This is a genomic window from Lysinibacillus sp. RC46 (assembly GCF_041262385.1).
Taxonomy (GTDB): domain Bacteria; phylum Bacillota; class Bacilli; order Bacillales_A; family Planococcaceae; genus Lysinibacillus.
The window spans coordinates 12,791-35,359 of sequence record NZ_JBGCCF010000014.1 but is presented as its reverse complement, the minus strand read 5'-3'; the positions used below and the strand labels follow the sequence as shown (position 1 = coordinate 35,359).

The window sequence follows — 22,569 nt, the reverse complement described above, 5'->3', positions numbered from 1 at the left end:
AGGTACGAACCGACTTCTTACATAACTTAGTAACATCGATCACATAAAATATCGTAAAATTAACAGGTCAATCATTCGTTAACTATTATATTTTAATCTGAATGACCTCTCATTTTTTTAACTTCCTTCAATAAATGTTTTGGTAGCGAAAGCGAAGACTCAGCTACAAAAGTCTCCCACCTCTATAGGTGGTGAGATGATGCGGAATTAAGTTACTTTTTCAGCGGGTGTACTAACATCTGCAATTATGCCGAGGTATAATTGATTAATCATTCCGCTGTTTAATTAGCAAAAATGGGGTAATATATGATATTTGATAAAAGTAACGAATTGTATTAAAAAAGGAGAAACTATCCGTGGAATTCATAAGCAGTTTTATAAGTCAATATGGATATCTTGCTATATTTTTACTTTTATCTTTAGGGATAATTGGTTTACCCGTTCCCGATGAAATCTTGATGACGTTTGTGGGATTTATGTGTCAAGAGGGGCATTTAAACTATCTATTGAGTATACTTTTAAGTTTTCTTGGCTCATCTACTGGTATGATCATTAGCTATTTAATTGGTAATAAATTAGGGAAACCTATAATATTAAAATATGGAAAATGGATTGGTCTCAATGATAAACGGTTCATTAAAGTTGAACGATGGTTTCATCGTTTTGGACCATGGACAATAATTATAGGATATTATGTTCCAGGTATTAGACATGTAACAAGTTACATGTCTGGAATAACCCAGATGAAGTTTAGGACTTATCTTGCTTTCGCTTGTTTTGGAGCTTTGACATGGGTAATTATTTTTATTTCTATAGGATATTTTCTTGGTGTAACTTTATAAAAATGCATAATAATATGTACAAAATACAGCTCGCGTTTTTCGAAATGCGAGCTACTTTTGTGTTCTTGGTACGCGAAGGATTACCAATCTCGTTTGGTAATGTGACTTCCTCCGGATTATAACACCACTCTGAATAAAAATTTCATCTACCTCATATACTCCACTGATGTAATTGAATACAGAAGGGAGGATACAATGTTCACTCAATATAAATATTGGAAGCCTTTTATTAGCCCATTCGATCCATGTCCACCTATAAGGGTTAAAAGTTTTTCTACACCGCCCCAATTGTATATGAGTTTTCAACCGCCTGGGCTACCACAATATCAAACCCCTCAAGAAGCTCTCAAATCCGGCACATTATGGCCTCAATTATTTAGCCCCTATCCAAATCCCCAAGAAGGAGGGATGAAGAATGAGTAAAGAGATGCCACCAGAATTTTATAAGCTACTTGAAGAAATACAAGCCATTGATTTTGTAATAGTGGAATTAAATCTTTATTTAGATACTCATCCTCACGATTATGATGCTATTCAGCAATTTAACGAAAACACTGAAATAAGCATGCGACTTAAGGTTGCATTTGAGCAAAAATTTGGTCCGCTTATGAATTTTGGGAGAAGTTATTCAAATTATCCTTTTAATTGGGTAGATACACCTTGGCCATGGCAAGTTTAACTTTATCAGCAAATATGTTTTGGTAGGATTCCGGATGCAATTATGCCTGGCATAATTGATTATAAGTAACTAGGAGGAATTTTTTTGTGGTATTACGAAAAGAAGCTCCAGTATCCAGTAAGGGTGAGTACATGTAACCCAATGCTAGCTAAGTATTTAATTGAGCAGTATGGTGGTGCAGATGGAGAATTAGCAGCGGCACTTCGATATATGAATCAGCGCTATACTATTCCTGATAAAGTAGTGGGTTTGTTGACAGATATAGCTACAGAAGAATTTTCTCACTTGGAAATGATTGCCACGATGGTTTATAAACTTACGAAGGATGCCACCCCAGAGATGCTTAAAGAGGCAGGTCTTGGAGAACATTATGCCAATCATGACAGGGCATTATTTTATCAGAATGCAGCTGGAGCACCGTTTACGGCAACTTATATTCAGGCCAAAGGGGATCCGATTGCTGATTTGTATGAGGATATTGCAGCTGAAGAAAAGGCACGAGCGACATATCAATGGATTATTGATTTATCAGATGACACAGATTTGAATGATAGCTTAAAATTTTTACGCGAACGAGAAATCGTCCATTCTCTACGTTTCAGAGAGGCGGTAGAGATTTTAAAAGACGATATGGATAGCAAGAAAGTCTTTTAATTTTTTCAGCCATTGTTTTCTGTAGCGTCAGCGCAATTATGCCGAAGCAAAATTGATAAAATATAACAGGCTGTTTCAAGGGAAACCTTTTGACGCAGCCTCTTTTGATCCCTTTTTCTATTCAATATTTGAAAATACAGTGAGATCCTTTCTATGCCCAATCATCACTAATATATCTTTTTCCTTAATAGTCTCATCAGGAGAGGGTAAAATGGTAATATTACCGTCTCGAACTATGGCAATAACACTGACATTATATTTAGCTCGAATGTCTAAATCCCGTAGATTATGACCAGCCATTTTAGAAGGAATCATAATTTCCTCTATACTGTATTCCTTTGACAATTCAATGTAATTTAGCATATTCGGTGAAAGTAGCTGATTGGCTACACGTTCCCCCATATCTCTCTCAGGGTAAATAACCCACTCAGCACCCACCTTATCTAAAACTTGTCCATGTCTTTTTCCGAGAGCCTTTGCAATTATTTTTTTGATACCTAGCTCCTTTAATAAGGAGACCGTTAAAATACTTGATTGCATATCAATACCTATAGCAACAATGACACAATCGAAATTTCTTATCCCAATGGAGTTAAGAGCTTTTTCTTCTGTCGTATCAGCAACTACTGCATGCGTAACATATTGTTCGGCATCTTCGACTCTTTCCTCGTTAATATCGATTCCTAAAACTTCATGTCCAGCTTCATACAACTTGCGTGCTACGCTTACTCCAAACCGTCCAAGACCTATAACAGCATATTGTTTGATAGACATTGTACTCATCGCTCCTTTATCATGGTTACCCGATCATTATATTTCCTTTTGGATGACGGAAAGCCTCTTTTTTTCGTCGATTTGTAATAGCAAAAGCAATTGTTAAAGGGCCTAATCTTCCGATAAACATAGTTAATATGATAAGAAGGCGGCCACCAGTTGATAGCTCGGGAGTTAGCCCCATTGAAAGTCCAGCTGTTCCAAATGCAGAAGTAGCCTCAAATAAATACATCATAAAACTATGACGTTGTTCAATAATACTTAAGACAATGGTAACAAGTACGACAATCATCATCCCACACATTGTGACTGTTAAAGCTTTTAAAATCGTTTCATGAATAATTCTACGTCTAAAAAGCACAACATCTTCTTGCCCTTTTAATTGAGACCACATCGTAGCAACTAAAACAGCGAAGGTCGTTATTTTAATACCTCCAGCAGTTGAACCAGAACCGCCTCCGATGAACATTAGCCAAATGATTAAAAATAAAGTTGAATGTGTTAAATCACCAATAGGAAGGGTATTAGAGCCAGCAGTTCTAGGTGTAACTGCTTGGTATAATGAACCAAGAATTTTGCCCCATTCAGATAGTTGCCCAAGGGTTTTACTATTACCGTATTCAAATAAGAAAATTAAAATCGTTGAGCCGACTGTTAAAATAAGCGTTGTTGTTAATACAATTTTTGTGTGCACTGAAAGTCGTTTCGTTCCGCGGTATTCATATAGTTCATTTATAACAATAAACCCTAAGCCTCCAATCAAAATAAGTGCACAAATAGTAATTACGACGAAAGGATCGTCTACGTATTCTGTTAAGCTCTTATAGCCACCCATTAAATCAAATCCAGCATTATTAAAATTCGATATCGCATGGAAAAATCCGAAATAAAAGGCTTTACCTACAGGCATATCGAATGAAAAACGAATAGATAAAATGAAGCCACCTATAAATTCAATCAGTGCTGTAAATAACAGTATCCGTTTAACTAATTTAACTAGACCAGCAATTGTAACGTTATTAAATGCCTCCTTTAACAAAAGCCTTTCTTTTAAAGAAATCTTTTTTCCTAATAGCAAAAATAAAAACGTCGCGAACGTCATAAAGCCCAGCCCGCCAATTTGGATAAGAAAAAGAATAACTAATTCTCCAAATATCGAAAATGTATCACCGGTATCTACAACAACCAGTCCTGTTACACACGTAGCTGAGGTAGCAGTAAATAAAGCATTTAAAAATGAAAGACCTTTATCATCGACCGTTGCAATGGGGAGCATTAACAAAAATGTTCCGATTGAAATGATGACGGCAAAGCCTAGCACAAGTATTTTTGGAGGATTTAATTTATTTTTAAATGTTTTCATTTTTATCTCCCCATTGAACCTTTGATTTAAAACTTTGTATGTTTATGGTGTCCAAAAGCAAGCTGAAAATTCTTAAGGTAAAAAAACCAAAAATTCATCAGATTAATTCGTACACTTTCTATTGACCATTTTTAGACAATACGTTATAATTCTTTAGTACACAGCAAATGGTTATTTGCCTATTTGTGTATTGACGTGTGTTCGGAGGGAGGGAAAGAGAGATGTCAAAAACTGTCGTTCGCAAAAACGAATCGCTTGAAGATGCTCTTCGCCGCTTCAAACGTACTGTATCAAAAAGTGGTACAATTCAAGAAGTTAGAAAGCGCGAGTTCTACGAAAAACCTAGCGTAAAACGTAAAAAGAAATCAGAAGCTGCACGTAAACGTAAGTGGTAATTTAATTTCCCATTAAAAATCCCTACGTTCATAACACGCAATTGTATGATTCACTGAGCAGACAAAGATATACCTGGAATTAATCGCATGTCGGTTAATTTCAGGTATTTTACTTTAAGCTCTCAAATTACGTACATATTGAAGAAGCCGAATGTGATCCCTGAGATTCATTCGGCTTTTATGTTATATACTGATTGTATAAATATAAATTAAAAATTCACGGTATAATAAAATTATTAGGATTTATGAAACTTTTTAGTTAGTCAGTCGTATATACAGGAGAGAAGCATGTTAGAAGGGAGGGAAAAAGATGCGGAGACGAAGAATCCTCAGTTATTTATTAGTTATTTGGATGACATTTTTGTTAGCGTTTCCATTAACATCTGCTTTTGCAAGTAGTAAGGTCTACCACATACCTATTCATGATGAAGTAGAGCGAGGACTTCACGCATTTTTAGAACGAGCTTTTAAAGAGGCGGAAGAAAACTATGCAGAGGCGATTATTTTAGACATCCATACGCCGGGCGGTTTCGTGAATGCAGCTGGTGATATTGCTATGCTAATGGATGCAACGGATATACGTAAAATTGCGTATATTAACAAAGATGCGCATTCAGCAGGTGCCTTTTTAGCCTTACATGCGGATGAAATCTATATGGTGCCAAGTGGAACGATCGGGGCGGCTGCAGTTATTGATTCAGCAGGAAATGCAGCAGACTTAAAGGCTCATAGTGCATGGGTTGCTCAAATGGAAGCAGCTGCAGAATCGAAAGGTCGCAATCCAATCTATGCACGAGCAATGGCTGATGTATCTGTTGATTTACCAAAATTTCGAGCGGAAGAAGGAAATTTATTAACTTTATCTGCCTCGGAGGCAAAAAAAGTTAAATATTCTAATGGGACGGTTTCGAATTTCCAAGATCTTTTAGAAAAAACGCAATTAAATGGTAGTGATATCGTTCCAATTGAACCTACTTTTGCTGAAAAACTTGCTCGTTTTATTACGAATCCGATTATAGTTCCGATTTTATTGTCGATTGCAAGTTTGGGACTTGTAGTTGAGCTATATTCGCCAGGTTTTGGTGTTCCAGGTATAATGGGATTGTCAGCACTTGGATTATTTTTCTTCGGTCATATGGTGGCAGGCTTGGCAGGTTATGAAGCATTACTTTTATTTATTGTAGGCTTAGCGCTTGTTGTAGCGGAATTTTTTGTCCCGGGAGGTATTGTTGGTATTTTCGGCGGTGTGCTAATATTACTAAGTCTAATACTGGCAGGTGCGAACATGATGCAAATGATTATAGCGATTTTCATTGCGCTTGTTGTAGCGATAATAGGGATGGTGATCCTGATGAAATTTTTTGGTAAAAAAATGCATGTTTTAAACAAGCTAGTCTTGATGGATGCGACAACAACGGAAGAGGGCTATGTATCTAACGTGAATCGCACAGAGCTGCTCGGAAAAGTAGGTACAACGGTTACACCACTTCGTCCGGCAGGTACAATGCTATTTGGTAGTGAACGCATTGACGTAGTATCGGAAGGTGGCTATGTTGATGCTGGGAAACATGTAGAAGTTATTAAAGTAGAGGGCTCACGTATTGTTGTGAGACGAACAGAAGAAGAGATGGAGGAATAGCAAATGGGAATTGATTTAGCTTTAATAGGTCCAATTGCAGGGCTAGTCATATTATTTATTGTTGTCGCGGTATTCTTTACCTTTGTACCAGTGGCGCTGTGGATTTCTGCTCTTGCTGCAGGTGTCCGCGTTAGTATTTTCACTTTAATCGGTATGCGATTACGTCGTGTAATCCCGTCACGAATTGTGAACCCATTAATTAAAGCGCATAAAGCAGGTTTGCCTGTGACGATTAATCAACTAGAAAGCCACTATTTAGCTGGTGGTAATGTAGACCGAGTTGTCAATGCGTTAATCGCAGCTCATCGTGCAAATATCGAGTTAACATTTGAACGTTGTGCGGCAATTGATTTAGCGGGTCGTGATGTATTAGAAGCTGTACAAATGTCTGTTAACCCGAAAGTTATTGAAACACCATTTATTGCGGGTGTTGCTATGAACGGGATCGAAGTAAAAGCGAAGGCACGTATTACAGTGCGCGCAAACATTGAACGTTTAGTCGGTGGTGCTGGTGAAGAAACGGTTATTGCCCGTGTAGGTGAGGGGATCGTTTCTACAATTGGTAGCGCCTCTAGTCATACGACAGTTCTTGAAAATCCTGATATGATTTCTCAAACTGTATTAGCAAAAGGCTTAGATTCTGGAACAGCATTTGAAATCTTATCGATCGATATTGCTGACGTTGATATCGGCAAAAACATTGGTGCTGAATTACAAATTGAACAAGCACAAGCTGATAAAAACATTGCCCAAGCGAAAGCTGAAGAACGTCGTGCAATGGCTGTAGCGAACGAGCAAGAAATGATTGCACGCGTACAAGAGATGAAGGCAAAAGTAGTAGAAGCAGAAGCTGAAGTACCACAGGCAATGGCAGAAGCTTTACGTTCGGGTAATCTTGGTATTATGGACTATATGAATTACCGCAACATTCAAGCAGATACAGCTATGAGAGACTCCATTTCTAAAGTAAGCTCAGATAAATCAGAAACAAATGGACCTAACGAATAAAAAACTGAAAGGAGCAGTACTAATAAATGGAACAATTAATTATATTTGTGATAATTGCCATAGTCAGCTCTATTTTCGGTAAAGCAAAGAAGAAAGAACAAAAACCAATGCCTCCTTTTAATAAGGATTCTCATGTTGATCCTCCTATTACAGAAAAAGCAGAGATGTCTTCAGAGCAACGTCCTGCTTCTAAATCACAGAGCTTTGAAGATTTTGCACGTGAATTTTTAGGTGATTGGAAAAATGAGCAATCTAAAGTGGAAGAGCCGAAAAAATTTGTCGAAGAAACAGTGAGTAAGGAAGTTCCAAGCTATGCAGCTCCACCGTTAATCCCGACTGAGAAAGTAAGTCGTACTACGAATAGAGAAAGTATCGGTCGTTTGGCAGCTGAGAAAAAAGTTGTGGGAGTAGCTGAATCTCAATCTGCTTTTCAATTGCCAAAATCAAAAAAATCATTAATGCAGGCTGTTGTAATGGCAGAAGTTTTAGGTCCTCCAAAAGCAAAAAGAAAATAACTAGCATGTCCTCCTTTTTCGATGCATATATTGCCGAAGAAGGAGGCATTTTTTATGAGAAAACTATTTCAATTAACGCCACTACTTGAATTATTACAATATGAAACATTAAAAATCATTGGCCCATATCGTTTTCTACATGCTGATGCTTCATCATGCTCTTTTATTTATGCAGACTATCATATTACTGTGCGTGGGAAATCGGTGGAAATTAATGCTCTTAAAGAAGAAATGCTTCATCTTTCTGTAGAGGATTTGCAGGAGCTTCATCTGAAAATGACAAAGGATATGGGTGTGAGCGATAATGTGGAATAATCGGCCAATTATCATACGTATAAAGCGCCATGAAAATGTTCATCCTTTTATTCAAGCATTGCATGCACAACATGTGCCATTAAAGCGGATTGTCTTTCGTGAGCAAGAGGTTGCTTTTGAAACAACGATGCATTATCTACCAAAGATACGCCGTGTACGTAGACGTTACCGACTTAAAATGGCTGTCTATTATTCAGATGAGCTTCAAGTTTTACGAGCGCAGCTTTGGACTTTGCTTGGCCTAGCGTTGATGATATTAATACCATTGCTATGTGCACAGGTTATTTGGCGTATTGATATTAAAGCGGCAACGCCAGAGTTAGAGGCACGTCTAGGAAAGACCTTTCAAGATACATTTCAACTAGAAACACCCATTTCTAAAAAAGACTTACCCTCAGATGCTGTCATTCGACAGAAGCTATTAGAAGGGCATCGAGATCTTTCTTGGGTGCATATTGAAAAGCATGGTGGACGTGTAACTTTACGACCTCAGGAATCCCCGAAACAAACTAAACAAACGAATGAGAAACTAGCGACGCATTTAGTGGCAACAAAAGGTGGTGTTATTACCCACTTTAATATTCAAAATGGTGAACGTAAAATTTCAGTCAACGATACTGCTTACGAAGGTGATGTTCTCGTAAGTGGTGTAATTGAAAGTGGTGAAGATCAAGTCTTTGTTGGGGCAAAGGGAGAGGTCTACGCTGATTATTGGCTCGAATGTTCATTTAAAATTCCGAAAAAGCTAACGATGGAAACGCTACAACAGAAGCAGTGGCGTGTATTAGTGAAAGGCATTCATCAAGAAAAAGAAAAAGTTGACTATGTACAAAAGAAAGATTTACCAAGCTGGCTCGATCCGTATGTTTCAATTGTTGAAGAGCAGAACACTAAAAAAGTGCAAGTAGAGCTTGATGAATCCAAAATAGATTCATTGCTCATACCATTACTTCATGAAAAGGTAATACGTTCATTACCTGCTAAAACGGTTATAAAAAAAGAAAACCTTTTACAGGTAAAGTGGGGGGATGGTACAGTTGAAGGGAAAGTTCTATTTTTAGTCAATGAAAACATTGCCAGTCCAATACAAGGCCCACAAGGAGAATGATTATGTCAGAACATTTAACTGTATTACAAGTGGATAATCCAAACGAAGCGGTTATGCTACTCGGAATTTCCGATGCAAATATGAAGTTAATCGAAGAGGCACTACAAGTCCACATTATTACACGTGGTGAACAAATTCAGCTTGCTGGTGAAGAGGATGCAAAGGAACAAGCGACATTCCTTTTACATGCTCTTCTAAAGGTCATTCGTAAAGGAATTAATATTGATCAGCGTGATGTTGCAACTGCTATTGAAATGACACAAAAAGGAACGATTGAATATTTTGCAGAACTTTATGATGAAGAAATTGCACGCACGACGAAAGGAAAGCCTATTCGTGCAAAAACAATCGGTCAACGAGAATACATACAAGCAATCCGTCATAAAGACGTTGTTTTTGGTATCGGTCCAGCTGGTACTGGGAAAACGTATTTAGCGGTAGTCATGGCAACGCAGGCGCTAAAAAATGGGCACGTTAAGCGTATTATTTTAACACGCCCTGCAGTAGAGGCAGGAGAGTCTCTAGGCTTTCTTCCGGGGGATTTGAAGGAAAAGGTAGATCCTTATTTACGACCTCTTTATGACGCTTTAAACGATATTTACGGGACAGAACAAACTCAAAGACTTATTGAACGAGGAACAATTGAAATTGCACCTTTAGCGTATATGCGTGGACGTACATTAGACGACGCCTTTGTTATTTTAGATGAAGCTCAAAATACGACACATCAGCAAATGAAGATGTTTTTAACGCGTCTAGGCTTTGGCTCAAAAATGGTCATTACAGGCGACAAAACACAAATGGACCTACCGAAAAATACGGAATCTGGGTTAATCGTAGCAGAACGCACACTAAAGTATGTAAAATCAATACATTTCCAAATTTTAGAACAAGGCGATGTAGTACGCCACCCAATCGTAGCAAAAATCATCAAAGCCTACGAAGAACAGCAACTTTAGAATTGCGCTATGCGTAATTCTAAAGTCTGCACCGAAAGTGGAGTGAAACGGAACGACAGGTGCAACAGAGTTAGAGTAAATGCGACGGGTATAAAAATTAACAAACGTGAAAATACTTGGAAAATGGAAAAATTTGTGACAGCTATACAATTTGTATAGCTGTTTTTTTGCTTTCTTATACATTTTTCGGGAAAAATGTTTTTTGAATTGGTATGATAGTAGATAGATAGAGGAGGTGCCGGATGGAGAAACAATTAAAAAAATTTACAGAACTTATTGGCTTCCGCTACTTTTTAATTGTCGTTCTCATCTTAACAGGAGCCCTACAATTTACTTTTATGTATGGCAATGTTAAAGGTGTTACATATGATTTTAAACCATTACAACTAGCGCCTGAAACAGTACGATCTACTAAAACGATAGAAGATACTTATAAAACACAACAGGAACGAGAAAAAGCAGCGAATGCGGTTGAGCCAGTCTATCAATTTTCTGCGGATGTTGCTAAGCAGCGAGCTGCGATTGTAACGTCTTTATTTGACTATGTTCTCGACGTAAAGGCGGATGTTGAGAGTAGCAAAGAACCTATTCCGATTGCCGACCAAGTGGCGAAGCTGCGCAAAAAGTTTGAATCCATTGATTCAGAGCAAATGCCAATTATCTTTACTGATTCACAGCTAGAGGGTTTGTTAGTACAAAGTGAAGCAGATTTAAAAAGAACAAGTACGCAACTATCAAAATCTGTGCAGGAATATTTGCAAAAATCTATTCGATCAGAAAATGTGTTTGCGGGTCAAAATGATTTTGAGACAAAAATTCGTGGACAACGAGGATATCCGGATAAAATATTTAATACGGTAGTTTTAATTGGACGTACTAGTATTATCGAAAATGAGACGATAAATGAAGAACAAACGAAAATTCGAAAGGATCAAGCGAAGGAATCGGTTGAACCAACTCGAATTCTTCAAGGTCAAATCATCGTACAGGAAGGTCAAATTATTGATAATGAGGCGTTTCGTCAATTAGAACTTCTAGGTATGGTGAGTAATAAAGCATCGATGAAACCGATTGCAGGGCTGATTATTTTAATACTTTTGGAAATGACGTTCATGTTTGTTTTATTTGAACGTTTGGATACAGATGAGCACAAGAAACGTAATGCGTTGTTGGTGACAGTAATTGTTTATGGTTTATCCATCTTGCTGATGAAATTTATAAGCCTAGTTTCTAGTGGCTTCGATGTTACGGTTGCCTTCCTTTTCCCAACGGCTTTGGCAACAATGCTTGTACGGCTATTAGTGGATGACCGTGCTGCGGTACTTATTACGGTTATGACAGCGGCATCTGCGGGTGTTATTTTTCAGGAGGGTTATTCATCTGTTATGCAGATGGAAATTACACTGTATATAATTTTTGGAGGCTTTGCGAGCTTATTCTTTTTGGGGAGTATGGAAAAGCGTTCGCATATTTTACATGCTGTAGGTGTTATCGGGCTAGTAAATATGTCGTTTATCGCATTTTATTTACTGATGACACAATCTACTTACGGTTTGTCAGAGTTGGTGTATTACTTTATAGCGGCGTTGATATCGGCTCTATTATCAGGTGCTCTTACAATGGGTCTTTTACCATTCTTTGAATCAGCGTTTAGTTTATTGTCGTCGCTACGTTTAATTGAATTATCGAACCCAAATCATCCGTTGCTGAAAAAATTACTAATGGAGGCTCCAGGAACATATCATCATAGTGTAATGGTGGCGAACTTAGCGGAGGCGGCATGTGAGGAAATTGGAGCGGATGGATTACTGGCTCGTGTAGGATGCTATTATCATGATATTGGCAAAACGAAGCGTCCTGCCTTTTTCATCGAGAATCAAATGTCTGGTGTTAACCCACATGATTCATTGCCTCCAGAAAAAAGCGCGGAAATTATCATCGCACATACAACTGATGGAGCTGAAATGCTAAAACGTTATAAGATGCCACAGGAAATTATCGATATTGCCTTGCAGCATCACGGATCTAGTCTGTTAAAGTTCTTCTACTTTAAAGCGAAGGAAGAAGGAAAATGTTTAGATGATACAAAGTACAGATATCCAGGTCCGAAGCCACAAACGAAGGAAGCGGCAGTTATTAGTGTTGCAGATAGTGTTGAGGCAGCGGTTCGATCGATGAAGGAACCGAATGCAGAGAAAATTAAAAAGTTGGTACGAGCGATTATAGATGATCGAGTACAAGACAATCAATTTGATGAATGCGATATTTCAATAAAAGAGTTAAAATGTATAGAGCGAGTACTTTGTGAAACGTTGAATGGAATTTTCCACTCACGAATTGAATATCCAAAGGCAGATAAGTAGGAGGATCTATGATTTTAACAATTGATTTTACAGATGAAACAAATGAAGTGGCTGCTGAGCATATGGAGCTTGTTGAAAAGCTTTTACAGCATGCAGCGAAAGTAGAGAATATTGAACCGGAAACAGAAGTGTCAGTGACGTTTGTTACAAATGAAGCGATTCAAGAAATAAACCGAGAATATCGTGACAAGGATCAGCCGACAGATGTTATCTCGTTTGCCCTTGAGGAGTTAGGTGAGGGAGAAATAGAAGTAACATTTGAAGGGATGCCCCGTGTGTTAGGAGATATTATTATTTCAACGGATCGTACAAAAGAACAAGCTGAGGAATATGGGCATACATTTGAACGAGAATTAGGCTTTTTAGCGGTTCACGGTTTCTTACATCTACTTGGTTATGATCATATGGTGCCGGAAGATGAAAAGGTGATGTTCGGTAAGCAGGATGAGATTTTACAATCTTTCGGCTTAGGACGAGAATAAATGAATGTTCGCAAATTCGTACGCTCTTTTGGGTATGCCTTTAAAGGTATTCTTACAGCCTGTGCTGAGCAAAATTTTATATCCCACTTGCTAAGTGCGGGAATAGTTTTGATTGCTGGCTATTTTACGGAGTTATCACGTATGGAATGGTATATTGTGTTGCTATTAATAGCACTAATGTTTGCACTTGAAATGATTAATACTGCAATTGAACGAGTAGTAGATTTAGCTTCACCTACTATCCATCCACTTGCTAAGCAGGCAAAAGATCTTGCAGCAGGCGCAGTACTTGTATTTGCGATATTCAGTGCTATAATCGGATTACTCATATTTATACCGAAATGGTTTTAAAAATATTACTCGGTCATGAAGTAGTAGCTATTGTGCTGGAGAATTATGATTATTAGGTTCGTCACCAAAAGTTAAGTGAGGACATTTGTTAATCCATGCTATAAGTTGATTGTAGTGGAGGCTGGGCGACTCCTTGGGGATCAGCAATAGAGGAACGAAGGCTAAAAGCATCACATCCTGTGATAACGCCTTCGTGACCAACATCGTGTTGGCCCGAGACCATGGAGCGCAAGCGAAGCGGCTCATCGGACGCGCCCAGGAAAGCGCCCAGCCGGAACGGAAATCAACCCACGTTATGGTGATGAGCTATTTTTTATTTTATGTAGAGGAGAACATTAATGACAATTGATATGCATGCATTACTAGAAGAATCAAAAAAAGCGCGTGAAAAGGCTTATGTACCTTATTCAAAATTTAAAGTTGGCGCGGCGATTTTAACGAAAAATGGAGAGGTTATTCATGGCTGCAACATTGAAAATGCTGGCTATAGTATGACCAATTGTGCTGAACGTACAGCATTTTTCAAAGCCGTGTCAGAAGGTATTTATGATTTTGAGGCGATCGCTATTGTAGCTGATACGGATGGACCATGTGCGCCATGCGGAGCTTGTCGTCAAGTGATGATGGAATTTTGCAAACCATCTATGCCTGTATATTTAACAAACTTAAAAGGTGATGTCACGGTAACGTCTGTAGGCGAATTACTACCGTTTGCATTTACAACGGAGGATTTAGAGAATGCTGGAAAATAACAATGGCTATAAGTCAGGTTTTATCTCCATAATCGGGCGACCAAATGTAGGGAAATCAACATTTTTAAACCGTGTCATTGGTCAAAAAATTGCGATTATGAGTGATAAACCACAAACAACACGAAATAAAGTACAAGGTGTACTAACAACAAATGATAGCCAAATGATTTTTATAGATACACCAGGAATCCACAAGCCGAAACATAAGCTAGGGGATTTTATGCTAAAGGTTTCTAAAAATACTTTGCGTGAAGTGGATGTTATTATGTTCATGGTAAATGCAGAGCAGAAACTTGGAAAGGGTGACGAATTCATCCTTGAAATGCTGGCGGGTAATCCAACGCCTGTCTTCCTAGTGATTAATAAAATCGATCAAATTCATCCTGATGAATTAATAGGGATTATTGAAAGCTACAAAGAGCGTTATGACTTTGCGGAAATAGTTCCGATTTCAGCGTTACAAGGGAATAATGTAGAAAATTTATTAACTACATTAACGAAATATTTACCAGAGGGGCCACAATATTACCCAGCAGATCAAGTAACAGATCATCCTGAGCGTTTTATTATTTCAGAGTTAATTCGTGAAAAAGTGTTACATTTAACGCGTGAAGAAATACCTCATTCCATTGCTGTTGTTATTGATAAAATTCGCCGTGATGAGGAAAACGAAGATAAAATTCGTGTAGCAGCAACGATTATTGTGGAAAGGGATTCTCAAAAAGGGATCGTCATTGGTAAACGTGGAGCGCTACTAAAAGAAGTAGGGATACGTGCAAGAAAAGATATTGAAATGCTTCTTGGTTCAAAAGTGTATTTAGAGCTTTGGGTTAAGGTACAAAAGGATTGGCGAAATAAATCAACACATTTACGTGACTTCGGTTTCCGTGATGATGAATATTAACTTATTTCAGCGGCTGTACTAACATCAGCTGAAATAGAGGAACTCAGTCTAAGAACGTCACGTCCCGTGGCAACGTCTGAGTGACCAACATCATATTGGCCTAAAGCCTCTGGCAGATGTCACGGAATTATGCCGAGGCATAATTGATGAGATATGCTGTAAACACAAAACAACTTTACAACATTCCTATCTGTCGCTGTAGTTTTAAATGGAGCTGTCCAATAATTTATTGGACAGCTCTATTTTCACTTCTATTTGGACACCCGCTGATAGAAGTGAAAGCCTCCGGCGGATGTCACGGAATCGGAAAGGAGTTAATAAAGGGGTTAGCCTAAAATCATCGCATCCATGCGATAACGGCTAACTGACCTGCATCGGTAAAAACGCCACGTCCTGTGGCATTACCGAAATGACCGACATCGTGTCGGCCCTCACGCAGGCCAAAGCACAAAGCCGATTCCGGACGCATTGTTTATCTGCGCGACAGCGGCAATTATGCCGAGGCATAATTGATTGCAAAGGTTGAAAAGGAGGGGAATCGATGCTTCATAAATGGGAAGGGATTGTCCTAAAGGTACGTGCCTATGGAGAATCAAATAAAATTGTAACATTACTAACGAGAGAAGCAGGAAAGGTTGCAACGATGGCTCGGGGAGCGAAGAAGCCTTCCAGTAGGTTAGCATCTGTGACACAGCCATTTACGTATGGCATGTTTATGGTACAGCATCATACCGGTATGGGGACATTGCAACAAGGAGAGCATCTAAATTCAATGCGTCATATTCGTGAGGATATAATGGCAACGGCCTATGCAAGTTATATAATGGAACTTGTTGAGCGTGTAGTAGAAGAGGGAAAACCTGAGCCACTTGCATTTGATGTGCTCCTTCAAGCATTACAAGCAATTGAGGAAGGTTACGACCCGGAGGCTATTACATTGTTCGTTGAATGGAAAATGCTGCCCTATACTGGCGTGCAGCCTATTTTACATGCTTGTGCTGCTTGTGGTGCAGTAGACGGAGAATTTGCATTTTCTTTTGTCCAGGGAGGTTTTTTGTGTCATCGTTGTTATCATCATGATCCTTATATCATTCGATTAACACCGACTCAGCTTAAGCTTATCCGAATGTTCTATACTGTACCGATTGACCAGATTGGGAAATTAGAATTAAAAAAGGAAACAAAATATTTTATTAAAAAAATAATTACAACAATTTACGAGGAACAAACAGGAATTCGTTTTAAGACTAAAAAATTTATCGAACAGCTTGAAAGAACGCCTGAATTTCAGCTAAGAACGAGTGCTGATCAAGAAAAAACGCCAGAAGATCATTAATATTGATCTTCTGGCATTTTTACATTAATAATCTTCTGAATCATCCATGAAACCGTAAGAAACAGCCCATTTATTAGCGATTTTTAGAAAGTCAATATATAGATAAGCAGTTTCACCATTTTTACCTGTAATATGTAAAATAGATGTACCTTCTGCTAATGGTGTAACATTTACTTGCTTATCCTTTATTGTAGCTTTCACAGTTGCTGGCTCAGAATTAAATTTTTCTAAGGCAACATGTGTTGGTTCAAACGATAGATAGCTACTTGAAATCGTTAACTCATCTGTAACTTGATACAAATCAATACTACGCACGAAATCATATGTATCGACAATAGCAGCCATTGTTTGTTGTTGAGTACCGTTAGTGAAAGTAAGCATATACTGCCCATTTTTAAAGATAGAAAGTGTAGCAGAGTTATTCGTTGATTTAAAATTATATAATTCAGGAGATAAGGCTTGACCATCTGCAGTTTGAATACTTACATTAGTAGGAACAAATTTTAAATTACTTTCCTTTAAGTTGAACGGTAAGTTTTCTGCATAATCCTCTTCTTTCACTTTTTGAAGTGTTGTTTGTAGCTTCCCGTTTACATTCTTCACATTTACTAAGTAAAAGACATCCAAAAATTCTTCAGTATCTTCTTTAAAGCCCGTAATAACTAATTTTCCCGTGCCTTCTTTTAGCGGTTTAATTGTAATGGACTCTGTCATATAATCTTCTTCATCTTCAACCCATGTAAAGATATCCTCTGCAGGCTTAATGCCGCCATAAGAAGCATAGATATAGTCTTGCTTAAATTGACTAGCAAAAACTGTGACGTTGCCTTGAGCTTTTTCAGCACGTACAACAAAAAGTGCTAATTGGGAGCGTTTTACATTAGTTTGTGGTCCAAAGGTAGTAGGGGTTGTACCTTTTGTGATGGTGTTGGCAAAAAGCGTTTTTATATATGGTTCGTATTCACTGCCTTCATTGACATCATAGAAAGGAATGTTAATGCCGTTTGTAATTGGTAATTTAAAACCTTTCACAATCATTTTTGACATTTGTCCACGTGTAATATTTTTAGTTGGGTTGAAATAGCCATTGGTTCCGCTAATAATACCTGCATTTGCTAAAGCAGCAATCGCACCATAATTTGCATCGCCAGGTTTTATATCCTTAAAATTAGGATTTTTCACATGAACCGTATCAAGCTTTAAAATACCAGCTAAAATTTTTGCAGCTTGTGTACGAGTAATTGAATTCTCAGGTTTAAATGTGCCATCAGGGTAGCCTGATATAATGCCGCGTTGAGCTAAGTTAATAATAGCTTGACCTTCCTCACTTGACACATTTTTTACATCAGAGAATCCCGATGCAGCATGTGCTGGGGGTGCAATGACAATAGCGCTTGTTGCTAGTGCTGATGCCATAGCGATGTGATAAAAACGATTGCTCTTCAAATAAATTTCCTCCAAAGTACATAAAAAAATTTTATAGCTAGGACCTACCTATTACAACGGGCTGAATGTAATAGGTTGGAATCTCCATGAATTGTTAAATTATTGTTATTTAACATTTAGGATTAACTACAATACTTTATTTATATCAAAATGACGAAGATGAGAATAGAGGGAATTTTATGATGTTAAAAATTAACATGGATAAAATACTTGTTCATCAACATGAATGAATAGTATTTCTGACTCGACTGGTGTGCTTTTAAGGCCGAACAATGAGCTGTTTAGGGATAGGGGATTTGTCTCTGATCTATCGTACCAATCAATAAAATATGTATTAACAAATGTCATCTCGACTTTTGGTGGTGAGATAAAAGTTGGGTGAAATATATATAAATTATTAATTTTCAATGTTCCATAATGTAAAAATGAGTAGTTATTTTTCTGAATGGTAATATTTATCTATTAGTGTTGGATTTTTGCTAATGGTATTAGGACAAATTAAGTAATTCTTTATGATTTACAGAAATATTATTTAATGAGATAAATTTAACTATAAATTATAAATATACGCTAATATACGCTTTTTAGTCCTTTGTATAGGACTTTATATCTTTTTTTATTTAAAATTAATAATTGTTGCCAAAGGAATTTTTTTGGATATAAATTACTAATTTTATAATAGTTTTTAACGTAAAAATAGTAGTAACTATCCATGTAAATTCCATAAACTAGTTGAAAAGGTGTTTTAATCTATGATATTGTAAATGATATAGATGAATGTTAACTTCTTTCAGCGTGGGTCCAAACATCTGTACCTGACGTTACGCTTTTGGTACAAAAGACATCCGCTGAAATATAGGAACTCAGTCTAAAAAGGCCGCGTCCTGTGGCAACAACTGAGTGACTAATATCGTGTTGTAGCTGCCGCTACGTTGACACTACGCTTTCGCACAGACAAAACACGTTGCTGTCGCTACGTTGGCACTACGCTTTCGCGCAAAAAATATCTGCTGCTGCCGCTACGTTAGCACTACGCTTTCGCGCAAAAATTATTTGTTGCCTAAAGCCTCCGGACGCAATTATGCCGAGGCATAATTGATGAACAACGCAGTCTTATCGAAGAAGGAGGGAGTCACATAATGCTTGGACATTGCGTATGTGGCAGAAAATATGCTAAGAAAAGTGACGTTAAGTATTGATGAAGTTGAAGCCAATGATATTTTAGCTGAAGATATTTTTTCTGATTATCGTTTATTAGCTAAAAAAGATCTAGTTTTAACGGAGCGGATTATTGTCTTACTTAAACTTAGAAAAGTAGACGAACTATCTGTATATTTACCAACTGATTCAGTCCGAATTGTTCATGATTTGAGTGTTCAGCGTACAAGAGATTACGAGGATGTATTTGCACCTCTGATGGATAAAAAGGATGAGGTAGATGAGTATAAAGATACGGTAAAAAATCTTTTTATGACTACATTAGAGAATGTTGTGCATGAATTGCGCTATGGTCAAATTTTAAAAAGCACCCAAGATACTGCTTATGTACGAGGTATTTTTGAACAAATTTTTGAAAAAAAACATCGCTATGAATTACTCATGAGATTAAAAGAATGGGATGAGTATTCTTTTGTTCATTCATTTGATGTTTTCGTTTTAGGTACAATTTTTGCGCGTTATTTAGGTTTAACCGATATTGAAACGCTAGCAAGGGGCTATTTGTTCCACGATATTGGGAAGGTATTTATCCCGCAAGACATATTAAATTTAAAACGAAAATTATCAGAAGATGAGTTTGACATTGTTAAAACTCATACGACTAAAGGTTATGAGTTACTCATAGAAAATGGGGAAGACGATATTGCCTATTTAGCACGTGATCATCATGAACGTTTTGCCGGTAAAGGTTATCCAAATCAGCTTTGTGAGGATGATATGTGTGAGGGGGTTCAATTACTGCAAATTATAGATGTTTATTCCGCTATGACATCAAAGCGTGTATATCATTCGGGATATGCTGCAACAGATGCATTAGCTGTTTTATATCGTGATCGACATTTATATAACGAGAAATTTATGCATAAATTTGTAGAGTGCCTAGGGATTTATCCTGTCAACTCAGTCGTTCAATTATCGGATAATCGAAGTGCACAAGTAGAACTTGTCTATGATTTATTCCCAACGTTACCTAAAGTTAAATTGCTGGATGAACAAAAGTCAATGATTTTACCTTTAAATTATAGTGTGAAAATTGCGAAAATGATTGATTACCGTGCTAACAGCTTTGAAGAAATTTTTAACTTATTTATAGAACAATTAATTCGCTGTGACGAAAATAGCTTAAGAGTCTATTTTAATAAATTAATAGATCATTTACATCCTAAAGAAATTATTTTAAAAATATTTTTACCTGCCTTTCGAATTCTACGTTTATTAACAAGAGAAATTCAAACGGACATGACAAAATACAGGAATTCTATTAATATATTAAAGAAACTATTAGAAGATCAATTACATGTATTGTATATGGATTATCAGCATGAGAAAACAACTATATTAGTTGTGGAAACTTCACTTCGAGAAAATTTCTTCATAAAACTTGTGCAAAGTATTTTGTATATTGATAAAATTGTGCCGTTTTTTATTAATCCAGATGATGAACGGCGCATTACGCAATTAATGGAACATTGTAACGTAAATATAGCTTACTTTATTGGAGATGAGCTTACAGTCGATAAGAGAGTTCGCCCAATGGGAGAAGGAACATTCCTTTTTTATTCGCTTGTAGATATTGAAGAATTACTTATTAGCTTAGTAGGCATGGAAATGAAAAGGTTTTCATTTGAGGAGAAGATGCAAGAGCGTTTGTTTTCATTGTTAAAAACATAAAATAAGAGGGAGTCGCTTAAAATGCGACTCCCTCTTTATATACTGATGAATTTTAGAATTGAAGATGTTTTTCGATGTATGCTTTAACATCTGTAATTGGCATACGAACTTGAGACATTGAATCGCGATGACGCACTGTAACTTGACCATCTTCTTTTGAGTCGAAGTCATACGTGATACAGAATGGTGTACCAATTTCATCTTGACGACGGTAACGTTTACCAATTGATTGTGACTCGTCAAAATCAACTGGGAATGATTTACGAAGCTCTGCCCAAACATCAGTAGCTTCATCTGAAAGCTTTTTAGAAAGTGGTAGGACTGCAGCTTTAAATGGTGCTAGAGCAGGGTGGAAGCGTAAAACTGTACGCTTATCATCGCCTTCAAGCTCTTCCTCGTCATAAGCATCGCAAAGGAATGCTAATGTTACACGGTCTGCACCTAAAGAAGGCTCGATACAATATGGAACATAACGTTCGTTTGATACTGGGTCAATGTAAGTGAAATCTTCACCAGAATGCTCCATATGCTGTTTTAAATCGAAATCCGTGCGATCTGCTACGCCCCATAGTTCGCCCCAACCGAATGGGAATTTAAATTCAATATCAGTTGTAGCATTTGAGTAGTGAGATAATTCGTCGTCCTCGTGATCACGAAGACGCATAGAATCTTCTTTCATGCCTAAATTTAACAACCAATTTTTACAAAACTCTTTCCAGTATGCGTGCCATTCAAGGTCCTCGCCAGGCTTACAGAAAAATTCAAGTTCCATTTGTTCAAATTCACGCGTACGGAAAGTGAAGTTACCTGGTGTAATTTCGTTACGGAATGATTTACCGATTTGTGCAATACCGAATGGTGTACGTTTACGCATTGAACGTTGTACGTTTTTAAAGTTCACAAAAATACCTTGTGCTGTTTCTGGGCGTAAATAAATTTCATTAGTAGAAGATTCTGTTACACCTTGGAATGTTTTAAACATTAAATTAAATTGACGAATATCTGTGAAATCAGCTTTACCACAATCCGGGCACACTACGTCATACTTAATCATCGTTTCTTTCATTTGATCAAATGTCATACCATCGACAATGATTTCATCGCCTTTTGCTAGCGCAGCGTCCTCGATGATTTTGTCAGCACGATGGCGCGCTTTACATGCCTTACAATCAATCATTGGGTCATTAAAGTTGCCAACGTGACCAGAAGCAACCCAAGCTTTTGGGTTCATTAAAATTGCAGCATCTATCCCAACATTGTGCTCTGATTCTTGGACAAACTTTTGCCACCATGCTTTTTTAACATTGTTTTTTAATTCAACACCTAATGGACCGTAATCCCAAGTGTTTGCTAAGCCTCCGTAGATTTCAGAACCAGGGAAGACAAAGCCGCGATGCTTCGCTAAAGATACGATTGTTTCCATTGATTTGTTTGCCATAAAAATAGCCTCCTTCAAAGTTTTCACAGAGTGAACATTAATTTTGTTTAAGCGAATTTATACAATTCGCTAGAGATATTTTTTAATTTAGGTAGGACTAAATTAAAAAATAGCACCCGTCTCCGGGCACAATGAATGCCCAGGGACGAGTGCTAAAACCCGCGGTTCCACCCTGATTGTTTTAAACGCGTTGTTTAAAACCTCTTTTCAAAAAGTTAGCTCAAGGAGTGCCTTTTCTCTGTTGCTATGTAGACTTTCACCATCTTCTACTCGCTTTAAAGTGGAACAGATACTTTTTTTCCCGTCATCGCCTATATAACGCAAATCGCTCGAAAATACATTTAGAGCAAGCGTATG

At 37.4% G+C, this 22,569-nt stretch carries 22 protein-coding genes; 18 read left to right on the top strand and 4 right to left on the bottom strand.

All coding sequences use genetic code 11. The features are described from left to right. The first annotated feature begins 356 nt into the window (after positions 1 to 356). The 4 genes from ABH966_RS14095 (at position 357) to ABH966_RS14080 (ending at position 2,175) form a co-directional block, all read left to right on the top strand. The gene (locus ABH966_RS14095) at positions 357 to 842 is read left to right on the top strand and encodes a DedA family protein (RefSeq protein WP_370079433.1); all 486 of its coding nucleotides are present in this window, start codon (positions 357 to 359) and stop codon (positions 840 to 842) included. Positions 843 to 1,037: 195 nt separating this feature from the next. Then, positions 1,038 to 1,265 (top strand): spore coat associated protein CotJA, encoded by a 228-nt coding sequence (locus ABH966_RS14090; RefSeq protein WP_370079431.1) that lies wholly within the window; start codon positions 1,038 to 1,040, stop codon positions 1,263 to 1,265. Next, a complete protein-coding gene (locus ABH966_RS14085) occupies positions 1,258 to 1,521 on the top strand; it encodes a spore coat protein CotJB (protein ID WP_370079429.1) in 264 nt (87 codons plus the stop codon). The genes ABH966_RS14090 and ABH966_RS14085 overlap by 8 nt, the downstream gene beginning before the upstream one ends. An 84-nt stretch (positions 1,522 to 1,605) precedes the next feature. Next, the gene (locus ABH966_RS14080) at positions 1,606 to 2,175 is read left to right on the top strand and encodes a manganese catalase family protein (RefSeq protein ID WP_370079427.1); all 570 of its coding nucleotides are present in this window, start codon (positions 1,606 to 1,608) and stop codon (positions 2,173 to 2,175) included. Positions 2,176 to 2,292: 117 nt separating this feature from the next. Here ABH966_RS14080 and ABH966_RS14075 read toward each other — a convergent pair whose 3' ends face one another. Together ABH966_RS14075 and ABH966_RS14070 are read right to left on the bottom strand one after the other, a co-directional pair. Further along, a complete protein-coding gene (locus ABH966_RS14075) occupies positions 2,293 to 2,949 on the bottom strand; it encodes a potassium channel family protein (RefSeq protein ID WP_370079425.1) in 657 nt (218 codons plus the stop codon). A gap of 25 nt (positions 2,950 to 2,974) precedes the next feature. Beyond that, positions 2,975 to 4,312: a TrkH family potassium uptake protein gene (locus ABH966_RS14070; protein ID WP_370079423.1), complete on the bottom strand. Its 1,338-nt coding sequence runs from the start codon at positions 4,310 to 4,312 to the stop codon at positions 2,975 to 2,977. A gap of 221 nt (positions 4,313 to 4,533) precedes the next feature. Between ABH966_RS14070 and rpsU the strand changes: the two genes are divergently transcribed. The 13 genes from rpsU (at position 4,534) to recO (ending at position 16,439) form a co-directional block, all read left to right on the top strand. Continuing rightward, positions 4,534 to 4,707, top strand: coding sequence for a 30S ribosomal protein S21 (gene rpsU / locus ABH966_RS14065; RefSeq protein WP_004227078.1), 174 nt, complete (start codon positions 4,534 to 4,536; stop codon positions 4,705 to 4,707). Positions 4,708 to 5,017: 310 nt separating this feature from the next. Further along, positions 5,018 to 6,346 carry an NfeD family protein gene (locus ABH966_RS14060; RefSeq protein ID WP_370079421.1) on the top strand — a complete coding sequence of 443 codons (1,329 nt, stop codon included), beginning with the start codon at positions 5,018 to 5,020 and terminating at the stop codon, positions 6,344 to 6,346. A gap of 3 nt (positions 6,347 to 6,349) precedes the next feature. Then, complete coding sequence (gene floA, locus ABH966_RS14055) at positions 6,350 to 7,354, top strand: flotillin-like protein FloA (protein ID WP_370079419.1); 1,005 nt, start codon at positions 6,350 to 6,352, stop codon at positions 7,352 to 7,354. A 26-nt stretch (positions 7,355 to 7,380) separates the two neighbouring features. Continuing rightward, on the top strand, positions 7,381 to 7,869 hold the full coding sequence (locus ABH966_RS14050) for a hypothetical protein (RefSeq protein ID WP_370079417.1): 489 nt from the start codon (positions 7,381 to 7,383) through the stop codon (positions 7,867 to 7,869). 54 nt (positions 7,870 to 7,923) lie between these two features. Continuing rightward, on the top strand, positions 7,924 to 8,184 hold the full coding sequence (locus ABH966_RS14045; RefSeq protein ID WP_370079415.1) for a hypothetical protein: 261 nt from the start codon (positions 7,924 to 7,926) through the stop codon (positions 8,182 to 8,184). Beyond that, complete coding sequence (locus ABH966_RS14040; RefSeq protein WP_370079413.1) at positions 8,174 to 9,292, top strand: sporulation protein YqfD; 1,119 nt, start codon at positions 8,174 to 8,176, stop codon at positions 9,290 to 9,292. The genes ABH966_RS14045 and ABH966_RS14040 overlap by 11 nt, the downstream gene beginning before the upstream one ends. Positions 9,293 to 9,294: 2 nt before the next feature. Then, the gene (locus ABH966_RS14035; protein ID WP_370079411.1) at positions 9,295 to 10,251 is read left to right on the top strand and encodes a PhoH family protein; all 957 of its coding nucleotides are present in this window, start codon (positions 9,295 to 9,297) and stop codon (positions 10,249 to 10,251) included. 242 nt (positions 10,252 to 10,493) lie between these two features. Beyond that, positions 10,494 to 12,614, top strand: coding sequence for an HD family phosphohydrolase (locus tag ABH966_RS14030; RefSeq protein WP_370079409.1), 2,121 nt, complete (start codon positions 10,494 to 10,496; stop codon positions 12,612 to 12,614). 8 nt (positions 12,615 to 12,622) lie between these two features. Further along, a complete protein-coding gene (gene ybeY, locus ABH966_RS14025) occupies positions 12,623 to 13,096 on the top strand; it encodes an rRNA maturation RNase YbeY (protein ID WP_370079407.1) in 474 nt (157 codons plus the stop codon). Further along, positions 13,097 to 13,447 carry a diacylglycerol kinase family protein gene (locus tag ABH966_RS14020; protein ID WP_370079405.1) on the top strand — a complete coding sequence of 117 codons (351 nt, stop codon included), beginning with the start codon at positions 13,097 to 13,099 and terminating at the stop codon, positions 13,445 to 13,447. It begins immediately after the preceding gene. A 338-nt stretch (positions 13,448 to 13,785) separates the two neighbouring features. Next, positions 13,786 to 14,199 (top strand): cytidine deaminase, encoded by a 414-nt coding sequence (locus ABH966_RS14015; RefSeq protein WP_142509859.1) that lies wholly within the window; start codon positions 13,786 to 13,788, stop codon positions 14,197 to 14,199. Beyond that, positions 14,186 to 15,103: a GTPase Era gene (era, locus tag ABH966_RS14010; protein ID WP_370079403.1), complete on the top strand. Its 918-nt coding sequence runs from the start codon at positions 14,186 to 14,188 to the stop codon at positions 15,101 to 15,103. The genes ABH966_RS14015 and era overlap by 14 nt, the downstream gene beginning before the upstream one ends. A 541-nt stretch (positions 15,104 to 15,644) precedes the next feature. Then, positions 15,645 to 16,439, top strand: a complete 795-nt coding sequence (gene recO / locus ABH966_RS14005; protein WP_370079401.1) for a DNA repair protein RecO — start codon at positions 15,645 to 15,647, stop codon at positions 16,437 to 16,439. A 24-nt stretch (positions 16,440 to 16,463) separates the two neighbouring features. Here recO and ABH966_RS14000 read toward each other — a convergent pair whose 3' ends face one another. Then, complete coding sequence (locus ABH966_RS14000) at positions 16,464 to 17,885, bottom strand: S-layer homology domain-containing protein (protein WP_370079399.1); 1,422 nt, start codon at positions 17,883 to 17,885, stop codon at positions 16,464 to 16,466. A gap of 1,143 nt (positions 17,886 to 19,028) precedes the next feature. Between ABH966_RS14000 and ABH966_RS13995 the strand changes: the two genes are divergently transcribed. Then, a complete protein-coding gene (locus ABH966_RS13995; RefSeq protein ID WP_370079397.1) occupies positions 19,029 to 20,774 on the top strand; it encodes an HD-GYP domain-containing protein in 1,746 nt (581 codons plus the stop codon). 52 nt (positions 20,775 to 20,826) lie between these two features. Here the strand turns inward: ABH966_RS13995 and ABH966_RS13990 are convergent, their stop codons facing one another. Continuing rightward, complete coding sequence (locus tag ABH966_RS13990; protein WP_370079395.1) at positions 20,827 to 22,212, bottom strand: glycine--tRNA ligase; 1,386 nt, start codon at positions 22,210 to 22,212, stop codon at positions 20,827 to 20,829. Between the last annotated feature and the right edge of the window lie 357 nt (positions 22,213 to 22,569).